This window comes from Brevundimonas huaxiensis (assembly GCF_014218725.1).
GTDB classification, from domain to species: domain Bacteria; phylum Pseudomonadota; class Alphaproteobacteria; order Caulobacterales; family Caulobacteraceae; genus Brevundimonas; species Brevundimonas huaxiensis.
The window spans coordinates 571908-587133 of sequence record NZ_JABBJE010000001.1 but is presented as its reverse complement, the minus strand read 5'-3'; the positions used below and the strand labels follow the sequence as shown (position 1 = coordinate 587133).

Annotated in this window: 10 protein-coding genes; 3 read left to right on the top strand and 7 right to left on the bottom strand. The window is 63.6% G+C overall.

The window, feature by feature from the left end:
* Positions 1-33: 33 nt before the first annotated feature.
* Genes cyoD through cyoA form a run of 4 tightly spaced genes read right to left on the bottom strand, consistent with a single transcriptional unit; the run spans position 34 to position 4298 of the window.
* Entirely contained in the window at positions 34-429 is a 396-nt protein-coding gene (gene cyoD, locus HF680_RS02960; protein WP_039248364.1) for a cytochrome o ubiquinol oxidase subunit IV, read from the bottom strand.
* Complete coding sequence (gene cyoC / locus HF680_RS02955) at positions 426-1049, bottom strand: cytochrome o ubiquinol oxidase subunit III (RefSeq protein ID WP_137721762.1); 624 nt, start codon at positions 1047-1049, stop codon at positions 426-428. Before cyoC ends, cyoD begins: the two co-directional genes overlap by 4 nt.
* 2 nt (positions 1050-1051) lie before the next feature.
* The gene (gene cyoB / locus HF680_RS02950) at positions 1052-3055 is read right to left on the bottom strand and encodes a cytochrome o ubiquinol oxidase subunit I (RefSeq protein ID WP_185224011.1); all 2004 of its coding nucleotides are present in this window, start codon (positions 3053-3055) and stop codon (positions 1052-1054) included.
* Positions 3056-3068: 13 nt separating this feature from the next.
* The gene (cyoA, locus tag HF680_RS02945; RefSeq protein ID WP_235968816.1) at positions 3069-4298 is read right to left on the bottom strand and encodes a ubiquinol oxidase subunit II; all 1230 of its coding nucleotides are present in this window, start codon (positions 4296-4298) and stop codon (positions 3069-3071) included.
* 210 nt (positions 4299-4508) lie between these two features.
* Here cyoA and HF680_RS02940 point away from each other — a divergent pair, with 210 nt between their 5' ends.
* Positions 4509-5861, top strand: a complete 1353-nt coding sequence (locus HF680_RS02940) for an MFS transporter (RefSeq protein WP_185224010.1) — start codon at positions 4509-4511, stop codon at positions 5859-5861.
* 93 nt (positions 5862-5954) lie between these two features.
* Here HF680_RS02940 and HF680_RS02935 read toward each other — a convergent pair whose 3' ends face one another.
* The 3 genes from HF680_RS02935 to HF680_RS02925 form a co-directional block, all read right to left on the bottom strand.
* Positions 5955-7307 (bottom strand): alpha/beta hydrolase, encoded by a 1353-nt coding sequence (locus HF680_RS02935; RefSeq protein ID WP_185224009.1) that lies wholly within the window; start codon positions 7305-7307, stop codon positions 5955-5957.
* A gap of 15 nt (positions 7308-7322) precedes the next feature.
* Positions 7323-10394, bottom strand: coding sequence for a TonB-dependent receptor domain-containing protein (locus tag HF680_RS02930; protein ID WP_235968815.1), 3072 nt, complete (start codon positions 10392-10394; stop codon positions 7323-7325).
* Positions 10395-10456: 62 nt separating this feature from the next.
* Positions 10457-11809 carry a dicarboxylate/amino acid:cation symporter gene (locus HF680_RS02925; RefSeq protein WP_394353520.1) on the bottom strand — a complete coding sequence of 451 codons (1353 nt, stop codon included), beginning with the start codon at positions 11807-11809 and terminating at the stop codon, positions 10457-10459.
* Positions 11810-12130: 321 nt separating this feature from the next.
* Between HF680_RS02925 and HF680_RS02920 the strand changes: the two genes are divergently transcribed.
* Together HF680_RS02920 and HF680_RS02915 are read left to right on the top strand one after the other, a co-directional pair.
* A complete protein-coding gene (locus HF680_RS02920) occupies positions 12131-13882 on the top strand; it encodes a sensor histidine kinase (RefSeq protein ID WP_156146840.1) in 1752 nt (583 codons plus the stop codon).
* Positions 13882-15213, top strand: coding sequence for a sigma-54-dependent transcriptional regulator (locus HF680_RS02915; RefSeq protein ID WP_185224008.1), 1332 nt, complete (start codon positions 13882-13884; stop codon positions 15211-15213). Before HF680_RS02920 ends, HF680_RS02915 begins: the two co-directional genes overlap by 1 nt.
* Positions 15214-15226: the final 13 nt, after the last annotated feature.

Sequence of the window (15226 nt, the reverse complement as noted above, 5' to 3'; positions counted from 1 at the left end):
CCCGGGACTGAGGATGGGTCCGTGATCTCGACCTCAGCCGCCCATCTGCGCCATGTCGTGCGTCATGGGCATCATGTTGGTGTTCAGGTGGTACATGACCCACAGCGAACCCGACAGGGCGATGACCACCACGATGATGGTGAAGATCAGCGCCAGCATGATCCAGCCGCCCTCGGACTTGGAGTTCATGTGCAGGAAGTAGATCATGTGCACCACGATCTGCACCACGGCGAAGCCCATGACGATCAGGGCCGTCGCCTGGGTCGGCAGGACGCCGGTCATGACCAGGGCGAACGGGATGGCCGTCAGGATCACCGACAGCACGAAGCCGATCATATAGCTCTTGAAGGAGCCGTGATTGTGCCCCTCGTGACCCAGATGGTCGGTCTCGTGAGACTCAGGGCTGTGGTCGTTCTTGTCGGCGCTCATCGCAGCATGCCCAGCAGATAGACGAAGGTGAAGACGCCGATCCAGATGACGTCCAGGAAGTGCCAGAACATCGACAGGCACATCAGGCGGCGTTTGTTGGCGGGGATCAGGCCCTTCATGCTGACCTGAACCATCAGCGTCACCAGCCAGATGATGCCGAAGGTGACGTGCAGGCCGTGGGTGCCCACCAGGGTGAAGAAGGCCGACAGGAAGGCGCTGCGTTGCGGCGTCGCGCCCTCATGGATCAGGTGCGCGAACTCGTAGAGTTCGATGCCCAGGAAGGCCAGGCCGAACAGGCCGGTGATGGCCAGCCAGACCAGCGTCTGACGCTGGTTGTTCCGATCCATCGCCAGCATGGCGAAGCCATAGGTGATCGACGAGAACAGCAGCATTGCGGTGTTGATCGCCACCAGCTTCAGGTCGAACAACTGCTGCGGCCCCGGCCCGGCGGCGTAGTTGCCGCCCAGCACGCCGAACACGGCGAACAGCATCGCAAAGATGAGGCAGTCGCTCATCAGATAGAGCCAGAAGCCCAGCATGGTGCTGGAGCCTTCCTCGTGGTGCGGCTCCTCTTCCAGGTGGAAGACGGTCCGGTCGATCTCGGTCGCAGTCGCGCTCATGATCAGGCCTCCGTTCCGGCCAGGGCGCGGGTGCGCGCCTCTTCTGTCGCGCGGACCTCATCCTCGGGGATGTAGTAGTCGCGCTTGTAGTTGAAGGTATGGCCGATCGAGACGGCCAAGACCCCGATGAAGCTGATGGCGGCCAGCCACCAGATGTACCAGATCAAGGCCAGACCCATCACCAGGCACAGGCCCGAGATGATGACCCCCGCCCCGGTGTTCGATGGCATGTGGATGGCCTTGTAGCCGTTCAGCGGACGCTGATAGCCCTGCTTCTTCATGTCCCACCAGGCGTCGGCGTCATGGACGTAGGGCGTGGCGGCGAAGTTGTAGGCCGGCGGCGGCGACGAGGTCGCCCACTCCAGCGTGCGGCCGCCCCACGGGTCGCCCGTCGTGTCGCGCAGCTTGTCGCGGTTGATGATCGACACGGCGAACTGGATGAACATGGCCGCGATGCCCAGGGCGATGACGCCCGCGCCGATGGCGGCGATGACGAACCAGATCTGCAGCGAGGGATCGTCGAACACCCGCATCCGGCGCGTCACGCCCATCAGGCCCAGCACGTACAGCGGCAGGAAGGCCAGCCAGAAGCCGGGCACCCAGCACCAGAAGCTGATCAGGCCCCACTTCTTGTCCAGCTTGAAGCCGAAGGCCTTGGGCCACCAGAAGTTGATCGCCGCAAACAGGCCGAACAGCACGCCGCCGATGATGACGTTGTGGAAGTGGGCCACCAGGAACAGCGAGTTGTGCAGCACGAAGTCGGCCGGGGGAACCGCCAGCAGCACGCCCGTCATCCCGCCGATCACGAAGGTCAGCATGAAGGCGACCAGCCACATCATCGGCAGCTCGAACCGGATGCGCCCGCGGTACATCGTGAACAGCCAGTTGAAGATCTTCGCGCCCGTCGGGATCGAGATGATCATCGTCGTGATGCCGAAGAAGCTGTTCACCGACGCGCCCGAGCCCATGGTGAAGAAGTGGTGCAGCCAGACCAGGTAGGACAGGATCGTGATGACGACCGTGGCGTAGACCATGGAGGTATAGCCGAACAGCTTCTTGCCCGAGAAGGTCGAGGCGATCTCCGAGAAGACGCCGAACAGCGGCAGGATCAGGATGTAGACCTCGGGGTGACCCCAGATCCAGATCAGGTTCACGTACATCATCGGGTTGCCGCCGAAGTCGTTCGTGAAGAAGTTGGTGCCGACGTAACGGTCCAGCGTCAGCAGGGCCAGGACGGCGGTCAGGACCGGGAAGGACGCCACGATCAGCACGTTGGTGCACAGCGAGGTCCAGGTGAAGACCGGCATCTTCATCATGCCCATGCCGGGCGCGCGCATCTTCACGATCGTCGCGATCAGGTTGATGCCGGACAGCGTCGTGCCCACCCCCGCGATCTGCAACGCCCATATGTAGTAATCGACCCCGACGCCGGGGCTGTAGCCGATGCCCGACAGCGGCGGATAGGCCAGCCAGCCGGTGCGCGCAAACTCGCCCACGAACAGCGAGGCCATGACGATGACGGCGCCGGCCGTGGTCATCCAGAAGCTGAAGTTGTTCAGGAAGGGGAAGGAGACGTCGCGCGCGCCGATCTGCAGCGGCACGACATAGTTCATGATGCCCGTCACCAGCGGCATGGCCACGAAGAAGATCATGATCACGCCGTGGGCGGTGAAGATCTGATCATAGTGGTGGGCGTTCAGGTAACCCTCGGATCCGCCGAAGGCCATCGCCTGTTGCAGGCGCATCATGATGGCGTCGGCAAAGCCGCGCACGAACATGATCAGACCCAGGATCATGTACATGATCCCGATCTTCTTGTGGTCCACCGTGGTGAACCACTCCTTCCAGAGATAGCCCCACAGCTTGAAATAGGTCAGGGCGCCGAACAGGGCGAGACCGCCCAGCAGCACGACCGACATGGTCACGACCAGGATCGGCTCGTGCAGAGGCAGAGCCTCAAGCGTGAGGCGCCCGAAGATTAGCGGAATGAGTTGATCAGCGTTCATCGACTGTGTTCGCTCAGACGTTGGGGGCGGAACGGACGTCGGTCGGAACCGGCCCCGTGGCGAAAGGATTGCGGGCCAGCGTCGTCAGCGAGGCCATCGGCGTCTGGCCCGGCGACAACCCCTGCCCGGTCAGGCGCTCCAGGCTGGTCGGCCCGGCGACCGTATCCAGTTCGGCGCGGCGCATGCGGTCGGCGGCGGCGGCCTCGGCCTGCAACGGGGTGCAGATCGTCATGACGTAGCTGTCGTTGGAGCCGAAGTAGGCGGGCGATTTTCCGCGGCCTGCGTATTTGTCATAGACCAGCGGCATGGTGTTGCGCACCGACGCCATGGAGAGGCCACCCTGTTTGTCGATGGCCATCATCTCGCCCATGCACATCTTGCCCGGCTCGACGCACATGTTGAGGATCGCGTCCCACAGCATGCCGTCGACGTTGGAGAAGCGCATGACCGGCGCCTTCTCGCTGGGCTTTTCGAGCTCCAGATAACGGTCGCGGTCCAGCGTCTGGCCGCCCTGGCGCACGCCGGCGATCCATTGGTCGAACCCGGACTGATCCAGACCGTGGAAGGCGAAGCGCATGTGCGAGAAGCCGTCGCCGGAATAGTTGGCCGAGAAGCCTTCGTATTCGCCCGGACGGTTGATGACGGCGTGCAGCTTCGTCTCCATGCCCGGCATGGCGTAGATCTGGCCGGCTAGTGCGGGAATGTAGAAGCTGTTCATCACCGAGGACGAGGTGATGTGGAAACGGATCGGACGGTCGATCGGCGCGGCCAGCTCATTGACCGTGGCGACGCCGTATTGCGGGTAGATGAACATCCACTTCCAGTCGAGCGCGACGACGTTGACCTGCAAGGGCTCGACGCTTTCCTCGACGGACTGACCCGGCTTGATCCGGTCGATCGGACGATAGGGGTCCAGCAGGTGGGTGCCGGCCCAGGTCAGGGCGCCCAGGCAGATGATGATCATCAGCGGCGCGGCCCAGATGACCAGCTCCAGCGAGGTGGAGTGATCCCAATCGGGACGATAGTCGGCCTCGGACTCCTTGTTCGACGCCCGATACTTCCAGGCGAAGAAGACGATCAGACCCATCACCGGCACGATGATGATCAGCATCAGCAGGGTCGAGATCATCAGCAGATCGCCCTGCTGGGACGCGACGTCGCCGGCAGGGTTAAGGACGACCAGGTTGCAGGCCGACAGCAGGGCCACGATGGGCGCGAGCAAAAGAAGGCGCAGACGGCGCAAGGCGGATCCAATCGAAAAGCGTCGGGCGAGGGGGAGGCGCCGCGACGGTTGGCGTTCGTAGGCGGCGGGATACTCAAGCTCAATCAGGAACGACATTGGGCAATATGTCCTATCCTCACGAGGCCGCTTTCATCGCAAAGGGCGCCCGGTCATAATGCGGCGACCTGCCGTACGGCCGATAATTCAGTCTCACACGGAGCGACCAAGCCCATGTCCGCCTCGACGACCCCTTCGTCAGAGTCGCTGGAACGCGACGCCGCCGCCCTTCATACGGGCCATGGCAAGGTTGACGCCGGCGAGATCGCCATCGGCGTCATTATCGGCCGAACTTCCGAGTTTTTCGACTTCTTTGTTTACGCCATCGCTTCGGTGGTCGTTTTCCCGCAGTTGATCTTCCCCTATGCGGGCGCGGTGGGCGGCACCCTGCTCTCCTTCGCCGTCTTCGCCCTGGCTTTCCTGGCCCGGCCGCTGGGCACCGTCCTGTTCATCGCCATCGACCGCAAGTTCGGACGCGGCGCCAAGCTGACGACCGCCCTGCTGCTGCTGGGCACCTCCACCGTGTCGGTCGCCTTCATCCCCGGATACGAAAGCATCGGCATGTGGGCGCCGGTGCTGCTGGCCCTGACCCGTATCGGGCAAGGCGTGGCCCTGGGCGGCACCTGGGACGGCCTGGCCTCCCTGCTCGCGCTGAACGCGCCGGAGAAGAAGCGCGGTTGGTACGCCATGATCCCGCAACTCGGCGCGCCCATCGGCCTGCTGGTGGCTTCGGCCCTGTTCGCCTTCTTCCTGAACACGCTCTCGGCGCCTGACTTCCTGGATTGGGGCTGGCGCTATCCGTTCTTCGTGGCCTTTGCGATCAACGTCGTGGCCCTGTTCGCGCGCCTGCGCATCGCGGTGACGCCGGCCTTCCAGAAGCTGTTCGAGACGCGCGAGCTTCAGCCCACGCCGATCAGCCAGGCCCTGCGCGACGAAGGCCCCAAGATCGCCATCGGCGCCTTCGCCCCGCTGGCCAGCTTCGCCATGTTCCACATGGTCACCGTCTTCCCGCTATCGTGGGTGTTCCTGTTCACCAAGGAAACGCCCGTCCGCTTCCTGCTGATCGAGATGGTGGGCGCGGTCTTTGGTCTGCTGGCCATCCTCGCATCGGGCATTCTGGCCGACCGCTACGGCCGCCGCACCTTGCTGGCGATCACGGCCGCCGGCATCGCCGCCTTCTCCGGCTTTGCGCCGCAACTGCTGAACGGCGGCCCGGTCGGCGAGCTGACCTTCATGATCTCCGGCTTCATCCTGCTGGGCCTGTCGTTCGGCCAGGCCTCTGGCCCCGTGGCGTCCAGCTTCAGCCTGACGAACCGCTATACCTCATCCGCCCTGACCTCGGACCTGGCCTGGCTGTTCGGCGCCGGCTTTGCGCCCCTCGCGGCCCTGTGGATCTCCAGCCAGTTCGGCCTGATCGCGGCCGGCGCCTATCTGCTGTCGGGCGCCATCTGCACGCTGCTGGCCCTGTGGCTGAACCGCGAACTGGCCCGCAGCTCCTCCGACAAGGACCGCGCCAAGGCTGCCTGATCTTTCAGGTCACGCAAGAAACAGACACGGCCCGCAGTCGCCTGCGGGCCGTGTTGCGTTTGGGGCAGATCGTTGTGAAGTGCAGCGGCAGCTTTAGTTGGCGCGGCTGTCCGTCGACGGCTTGAAGGTGGTGTCGAAATGACAGCCGTCCTCGTAGCGTGGAGCCGCCACCTGACATAGCGTGGCAACGTCAGCGGGCGTGGGCTTCACGCCCTCGTCCAGCCAGCGCATCATCGCCTGGAAAAGACCGACGTACTCTGGCGGCGATAGGCGGCTGTGTTCGGACTCGTCTGTGAACGTCTGGACCAATAGGTCCGATCGTCCCGCCGCGGCGACCGTCTCCCTGTAAAGCGCGTCGTTGGAGACGAAGGCTGTCGCATCGTTCTTGGCGTGGATCGTCAGCGTCGGCGCCACGATCAGACCGCTGAGATCCGCGTCGTAGGCCAAGCGCGCCACACCCATCGGATCAGCCGCGAACCGCTGAACGTCAGCGTTCAACGCCTCGTCGTCGTGCGAACCCTGATAGACCGTATGGCTGTTGTCAAAAGGGTTCAGCCCGTCAAGACGGCGCAAAACCATGTCGCGGAACAGGAAGGTCGCCCAGGCCAGATGCGGAATCAACTGTTCCTCGTTCACGCCCGTCACGGCCAGGATATTCGCCAGATTGCGCTTCTGCTCAGCCGACCTCTCAGCAAGCGGCAGGCCCACGCCCGTGCAGGTCTTGACCCGCTCCGCCAGTTGCGCCCGGTTCAGATCGCTGTCTAGCGGCAGCCCCTGCCACAACGGATATTGGGGCTCGTTCTGAAGCGGATGGTTATTGCAGTAGAACTGATACACCGCTCTCAGATCAGCGCGAAAGCGGTAGGTGCGGGTCCCGCCGCCGATCACGCCGTTGGTCAGGACGACGCCGTCCCACATGACCTGTCCCTCGGCATCGCGGGCGTAGAGTTCAGCCGTCTTGGCCGCGACATTTCCGCCCCAGGACTGGCCATGCACCAGAGTTCGACGGGGCTTGCCGAAGGCGTTCCAGAAAATCTGGCGCAGATCGTCCGTATCTTCCGCGGCCATTCGTACGCCATAGCCGCCACGGCGATAGGTCGAGCCCGCCCAGGCGAAGCCTTCCTTCACCGTCATGGAGAACCGCTCCATGTCCTCCAGCGGATCGTTGGGTTCTGGTGCGCTGGTGCGGGGTCCGCCATGTGCGTGAACGATCAGGGCGCCATTCCAGTCCTGGGGAACGGCGATCCAATAATAGCCCCCTTTGACCGCCCTGCCCGACCAGCACCGCGTTTGCTGCGGCACGAAGTCAGGGCAATCGGCTGGCGCGGGTGCAGGATCGACAGCCGCCGCGACGGCAGTGTCCGTTTCCTGCGCCTGCGCCATCGGCGCGATGCCGGCCCAAGCTGCGACCAGCGCGCCCAGAGATCGAACGATACGGTCGGCCATCGCGCCTCTCCTTTCTTAGAACGTCTTGGAGATGTTGGCGTACCAGTAGCGGCCGTAGGGATTGTAGAGCGCGCCCAGATAGCCCGACGAAGTCAACGGCGGCTGCTCGTCAGTGATGTTGCGAGCCCCCAGGCGAACCGTTGTGCCGGACGCAAAGCCGACGTTGTCGCCGAACTCATACTGACCATACAGATTGCCGGTGATCTGGCTATCGACCTGCCAGGGATCGCCTTGGGCGCTGAGGAAGCCGGTTTCGGTGACGGCGCTGTTGTATTGGGTGAATGCGCCCACCTGCCATGGCCCTTGCGACCAGGTGAACGAGCCCGTCACCCGCCATTCCGGCCGGCCGTTGCGAGCCAACAGGGTCTGAGAGATCGGCAGCGGCGTGTTCGCATTGATCTGGCCGGCTTCACGCGCTGCGAACAGCGACTCGACCAAGGGGCCGGGAGAACGGTCGAACTTCGTCAGGTGCGCCGCATTCACGCTGGCGCGGAAGTTGCCCCAGGGTGTGCCTCGCAGCCGCCACTGAAGACCGATGTCGAGCCCCTCCACCGTCTGCGGCAGCAGGTTTATGAACTGGTCTTCGACCGAGACGATCTGTCCGACGGGAGTGATCCCGCTCCCCTGGAAGAAGGCGATGTCGTCGGCCGTCACCGCCGCACGGTTGACGTTGTCGTTCCGCGTGCCGTTCAGGATGTTCAGGTAATCCAGCACGACGTTCGACTGCGCGCCCAGCAAACCGACGATCTTCTCCTGCTCGATCTTCCATCGGTCGAGCGTGAAGGTGAAACGGCCGAACTGCTCGGGGATGAACCAGGGCTGCAAAACCAAGCCGATGGACTGGTTGGTGCTTTCCTCAGGCTGAAGCTCGGGATTGCCCGACACCAGCAGCGAGGCGCTGGCGGGTTGCGAACATTGGTTGAAGTTGGTGATCCGACCCAGGCGCAGATCGGCCTCGCAGCGAATGTAATCATTATTGGTCGACAGACGCCCGTACTGCGCCGCGTTGGTCTGTTCCAGGTTCGGGGCGCGGAAACCCTCGGAATACGAGCCCCGGACGCGCACGCCTTCGACCAGGTCCCAGGCCATGGCGATCTTGGGCTTGGCCACATCGCCAAAGTCGGAATAGTGCTCGTATCGACCGGCCAATTGGAAATCGAGACTGCGAACCAGCGGAATGTTCATCTCGGGCGAAACGACAGGCACAGCGAACTCGACATAGGCCGAGTAGACCTCGCGCTTGCCGTAGGTATCGGGGTTTGAGCTGACCGCCGCAATGTTGGACTGGCTGATCTCGCCCGACACGCTGTCGCGGAAGACGTTGGTGCCGTCCAGATCGGCGTCGCGGTCGTCACGCTGAGTTTCCCGACGCGCCTCGACGCCCAAGGCCATACCGACAGGTCCGGCCGGTAACGCGAAGACATCCGCACGACTGAGCTTGAAGTCCCACAGCGCCAGCGTTGTCTTGGAGACCCGCGTCAGGTCGGTCGTGATGGCGTCGATCGCGGCCTGAGAACTGGGCGTGCAATCGCCGAAGCTGGTGTCGTTCACACAGCCGCCGCTGAACGGATTGTAGGCGTCGGGCGTCGACAAGGCGAGATTGGCCTGAAGCGCGGTCAGATTGACGGCATTCGAGCTGTCGGTGGCCTCGGCTTCCGAATACAGCAGCGCGCTTTCCCAATCGAAGCCGCGCCATTCGCCCCGCAGGCCGCCCAGGAAGCGGGACTGCCAGTTGTCGACATCCACCACCTGGGCGCCCAGATCGTTGAAGCGATATCGAACCAGCTTAACGGCCGTCCCGGCTGTGGGGACGTTTGTCAGGCCAGCGAGACGATTGGGATTGCGCGTGCCGTCGGCAAAGGTGACGGGACCGAACGGATTCCAGTAGTTGCTGGCTGGAATCCAGAGCGGGTTCAGCAGGATGGTGGGCGGCTGAATGTTTTGGGTCGATGCCGTGTAATAGCCGAGTTCGCCAAAGGCCGTGACGCCGTTGTCGAGATCGTAGTGACCCGACACGAATAGGTTCAACCGTTCGATGTCCGGCGATTGGGTGGTGCCCCGTGCCCCGTCGTAGCGCAACTCGCGGCCGGCGCCGCTGTAGCTGATGTTGCCGCTGGCCAGGCAAACATCACCCCCAACCGGCGCGGTGCAGCCGAAGCTGGAAGGCTGATTGTGGAAGGCGCCGGCGCCGGTCGTCAGGGCCGTTGTGCCCCGACGGACTTGGAACGGCGTCTGGAAGTTGGCCCAAGCTGTATAGGAAGAGCGCCCGTCGGTGTCGGTCGAATTCTCATAGCCCGGCACGTTGGCGAACAGGCTGCGGCGGTCGTCCGAGGCGGTGTAGGGCTCGTCGCTGGCCTGCTGGGCGGTGCGGTTGGTGTAGTCGAGGAAGCCCGACAAATTGCCCCGCTCGAAATCCTTGCCTGCGAACATTCCGAAGGTGAACTCTCGACGATGCGTGCCCTCCGCGCCGCCGTATTGTGCCTTCATCTCCAAGCCATCGAAATCCTGCTGAAGCACCGTGTTTACGACGCCCGCGACAGCGTCCGCGCCATAGATGGCGGCGGCGCCGTCCAGCAGAACCTCCAAACGCTCCAACCCAGAGACCGGAATGGCGTTGGAGTTGTAGCTGAGCACAGGCACCGTGCCGGTGTCTGACGTCCCTTGGCTGGTAGGGTGCTGAACGATCCGACGTCCGTTCAAGAGCACCAGTGTGTTGCCCACCCCGAGCGAGCGCAGATTGACCGAGTTGACGTCGCCTCGCGCTGCGTTCGAGGTTTGAGGATTGTTGGCGCTGGAGAACAGCACATCGCCCATCTGGGGAATGGACCGCAGCAGATCATCGCCGCTGACGGCGCCGGTCGCGATGATTTCTTCCTGCGTGACGACGGTCACCGGTAGAGCCGCCGTGGTGGAGGCCCCGCGGATCTGAGAGCCGACGACGACGATGTCCTCGACCTGCGCCGCCTCGCCCTCCTGCGCTGGCGTGGATTGAGGCGCGGCGTCCTGAGCCAGAGCCGCTCCCGCCGAGACCAGCAGGACAGCCGAGGCCGCGCCCGCCATCAGTGCGAACTTGGATTGCATCTTCATGTTTCCTCCTCCCGGGCCGTCGTTATGTCGTCGGTCCCGTCCTTCAAAAATCGTTCTCGCCGTCAGTCCTTGGCGAGAACCAGATCGTCTCCAGGCCCCGCCGCAGGGTCAGGCAGCGCCGCCACCGGCAAGGGATGTCCGTCCAGCGCGGCCGTCAGGGCGTCGCGATCCAGCGCATTCTCCCAGCGGGCCACGACGATGGTGGCCACGGCGTTGCCGATGAAGTTGGTCAGGGCCCGGCATTCGCTCATGAAGCGATCGATGCCCAGGATCAGCGCCATGCCGGCGACTGGCACATCCGGCACGACCGACAGGGTCGCCGCCAGGGTGATGAAGCCCGCGCCCGTGATACCCGCGGCGCCTTTTGAGCTGAGCATGGCGACCAGCAGAAGCGTGATCTGCTGCCAAATGGTGAGTTCGATGTTCAGCGCCTGAGCAATGAACAGAGCCGCCATCGTCATATAGATGTTGGTGCCGTCCAGATTGAACGAATAGCCGGTCGGCACGACCAGGCCGACGACCGACTTGGCGGCGCCCGCGCGTTCCATCTTGGAGATCAGGCTGGGCAGGGCCGCCTCTGAACTGGAAGTGCCCAGCACCAGCAGAAGCTCTTCCTTGAGATAACGGATCAGCTTGAGAATGTTGAAGCCGTTGGCGACGCCCACCAGACCCAGCACGCCGACGACGAAGATGATCGCAGTGACGTAGAAGGTCACGATCAAGGCGGCCAGATTGGCGATCGATGCGATGCCATAGGCGCCGATCGTAAAGGCGAAGGCCCCGAAGGCGCCGATGGGCGCAGCCTTCATCACGATAGCGACCAACTTAAACACAGCAAGACTGAGGGTCTCGAACAGATCGACCACCGGCTGGGCCCGTTCGCCCACCAACGCAAGGGCGAGGCCAAACAGGATCGACACGAACAGAACCTGCAGGATGTTGCCGGTCGAGAAGGCGCTGACCAGCGTGTCGGGAATGACGCCCATCAGGAAGCCGACGATCGTGCTCTCGTGCGCGGCCGCCGCATACTGCTCGACAGCGCCGGCGTTCAACGTCGCCGGGTCGATGTTCAAGCCATGGCCCGGACGCACCAGATTGGCGATGATCAGGCCCACGATCAGAGCCAGAGTCGAGAAGACTAGGAAGTAGGCGAAAGCCTTGGCGGCGACGCGACCGACGCTACCAAGATCGCGCATGCCGGCGATGCCGGTCACGATGGTCAGGAAGATCACCGGCGCGATGACCATCTTCACCAGTTTGATGAATCCGTCGCCCAGCGGCTTCAGGCTCTCGCCGAACGTCGGCCAGAAGTGACCGATCAAGGCGCCGAGCGCGATGGCGATCAGCACCTGGAAATACAGGTGGCGATAGAACGGCCGGCGAACGACCGGCGCGGCCTCTGACGGGACTGAGATCACGAAGGGCTCCTGATGTGCGGGGGGTGATCCCGCAGTCTCCTCGATGGGCGCGATCTTCGCCACGCTCCGTTGGATAGAGCTTCCAACGAGAACCATCATCGCGAAAGCGATTGATCCAACGCCTCGTTCTCTATGAAAATCAGGCACTTTCTGGAAAAGCGTGAGGATCGGTTAAGATATTTGTGCGGTTTTTCACCCACAAGGCTGGCCCTATCGTGCGATTATCCGCACACTGCGAACATGCAGGATGCACAGGTCACAGACTCGGCTCGAAAACCTTGGCGCTCCCTTTGGCTGGTAACGACAGTGTGCTGGTTCATGATCGCAGCCTTGGCGGCTTTCGGCGCAGGCGAGGTCGCTCGGCGTGATGCCAAGATCGAACTGGCTCGGCAGACAGAGGCCGCCGCCGCCCTGCACGCGGCCGTGCTACGCAGCGAACTGGAAAAGCACCGCTCCCTGCCCCTGGCGTTGGCGAGCGATCCCGACATCGCCGACCTGCTGAGCGCCCCGCAGACTGCCAAAGGCGATACAGTCAGCCTTAAACTGGAAACCTTGGCGCGTCAGACACGCGCCGCCGCCATCTATATCATCGACGCCAGCGGACGAACCCGCGCTGCCAGCAACTGGCGCCTGCCGACCAGTTTCGTCGGCGCCGACTACGGGTTTCGGCCTTATTTCATCAACGCCATGCGCCAAGGCCAGGCGGAGTTCTTCGCCTTGGGCACTGTGTCCGGCCGGCCCGGACTCTATCTGGCGCGGCGTGTTGACGGGTCGAGCGGCTCCGCCGTGGGCGTCGTCGTGGTCAAGGTCGAGTTCGCCGCTCTCGAGGCCGAATGGCGCGCGTCTGGTGAGCCGGCCTATGTTGTCGACCCCGGCGGCGTCGTGCTGATAACCAGCGTGCCGGCATGGCGTTTCCGCACCACAGAAGCGCAGGACGAACTTCGACGGCGGCTGACATTGACCGATCAGACGCTCCAACCCGAGGCGTTGCGCCCCCTCCCCTTCGTAACGCCTCCCAATGATCGACCGCGTCTGATCCAAGCTCCAGTCGATGGCCGCGAGCAGCGCTGGATGCATGCGGCGATCCCAACGGAAACGCCCGGCTGGACTCTGCACCTGCTGTCGCCGGATCGTGGATCCATTGGGATGGCCGTCGCAACCGCGCGGGCGCTTGCGGCCCTGATCGTCACCCTGCTGGCAGGAGTCATCGTCGTGCTTCTGCGTCGTCGCCATCAGGCCCTTGTCCGCGCCCGTGCCGAGGAAGAGGCGCGGCTGGAACTGGAAAGGCTGATCGACGAACGCACCCACGAGCTTCGTAACGCTAACGCCGCCCTCAATCGCCAGATCGAGGAACGCCGCCGAGCCGAGACCGCACGCGAACTGCTGCGTGACGAGCTGGTTCAAGCCAGCAAACTCGCCGCGCTGGGGCAGATCGTCGCCAGCGTGGCGCACGAGATCAATCAACCCGTCGCCGCCATCCAGACCCAGGCAGAGACCGCCGGCGTTCTGCTTGATCGCGACGAGGCCGCTAAGGCGCGTGGGGCATTGGCGCGGATCAGCGACCTGACCCAGCGCATCGGGGCCATCACCGAAGGCCTCAGGGTCTTTTCCAGAAAGTCAGATCCCAAAATCGGCATCGTCCGTCTGGAGGACGCCATCCACGGCGCCCTGCTGCTGACGCGCGGCCGATTGGACGAGGGCGGCGTCGAGTTGATCCGTGAGGGCGACGCAGACGTCACAGTACGCGCCGACCGCTTTCGTCTGGAACAGGTGATCGTCAACTTGGTCAAGAACGCTTCAGAAGCGCTGGAAGGCTGCGATCGGCCACGCCTAACGCTGAAGGTCTTGCGCGAAAAAGACCGTGTTCGATTGAGTATTTCCGACAATGGTCCAGGCGTGCCGCCCGCTGTGCGCGCCCAACTGTTCACCCCCTTTGTCACCACACGCGCAAATGGGCTCGGCCTGGGTCTGGTCATCTGTCGAGATCTGATCGCCGGGTTCGGTGGCGAGCTCGACTTGGTCGACGAGGACATCGGAGCGACCTTTGTCGCCACCCTGAGGATCGCGTGATGGAATTTGCCCGCCCCACTGCCGTCGCCCTGATCGAGGACGACGCCGATTTCCGCCATGCCTTGGTCGAGCGCCTGACCCTGGAAGGTTATGACATTCGCGCTTTTCCAGGGGCGGAACCCGCGCTGAGAGCGATCGATGCCGATTTTCCGGGCGTCGTGATCACCGACCTGCGGATGCCTGGCCTTGATGGCCGCCAGTTGCTCAGCCGCCTGCAAGCGTTGGACGCCACCCTGCCGATCATCATGATCACTGGCCATGGCGACATCACCGACGCCGTCGCAGCGATGAAGGACGGCGCCTACGACTTCGTCGCCAAGCCCTTTCCGTTTGAGCGCCTTCAAGACAGTTTGAACCGCGCTCTGGAAAAACGCGGTCTGGTCCTGGAAAACCGTCGCTTGCTGGCGATGGCCTCGGACAGCGGACAGGAGCTGCCCCTGGCGGGATCGTCTCGCGCCATCATTGCCCTCCGCGCCACCATCGCTCAGATCGCCGATGCCCGAATGGACGTGCTGATCGAAGGCGAAACCGGAACAGGAAAGGAGGCCGTTGCGCGCGCCCTGCACAACGGCGGCCGGCGACGATTGGCGCCGTTCGTCGCCGTCAACTGCGGCGCCCTGCCTGACGGGCTGATCGAGAGCGAATTGTTCGGACACGAACTCGGCGCCTTCGCCGGAGCCTTGCGCCGCCGGGTCGGGCACGTCGAACGCGCGCACAACGGCTCATTGTTTCTGGACGAGGTCGAGAGCATGCCTCTGGCGGTCCAGGTCAAGATTTTGCGTGTCCTGGAAGAACGCGAGGTCCATCCCATCGGGGCCAACGAACCCCGCGCCTTAGATTTGCGTGTACTGGCCTCGTCAAAGATCGATCTGGCCGAGGCCGCACGTGGGGGCGCCTTTCGCGAAGACCTCTATTACCGTTTGAACGTGGTGAGACTCCGCGTACCGCCTCTGCGCGAACGGCGAGAAGATATTCCCCTGCTATTCGCCCACTTCCTGCGTCGCGCGGCGGACCGCCACGGCGTCGATATTCCCTCTATAAGCGACAGCGTAAGACGCCTGCTGGTCGAGGCCGACTGGCCCGGCAATATCCGCGAACTGGCGCATTTTGCGGAACGCGTCGCCTTGTCACTCGATGACAACACCCGCGCGCCCGATCACGGCCTAAGTCTTCCCGACCGCGTCAACAGGTTCGAAGGCGAACTGCTGCGCGACGCGCTACAGTCTCATCGTGGGGACATATCCGCAGTGCTCGCCGAAATGCAGGTTCCAAGAAAGACGCTGTACGACAAGCTGCAGCGGCATGGCCTAAAGCCCGCCGATTTCCGCTGAGAAAGCCCGACCA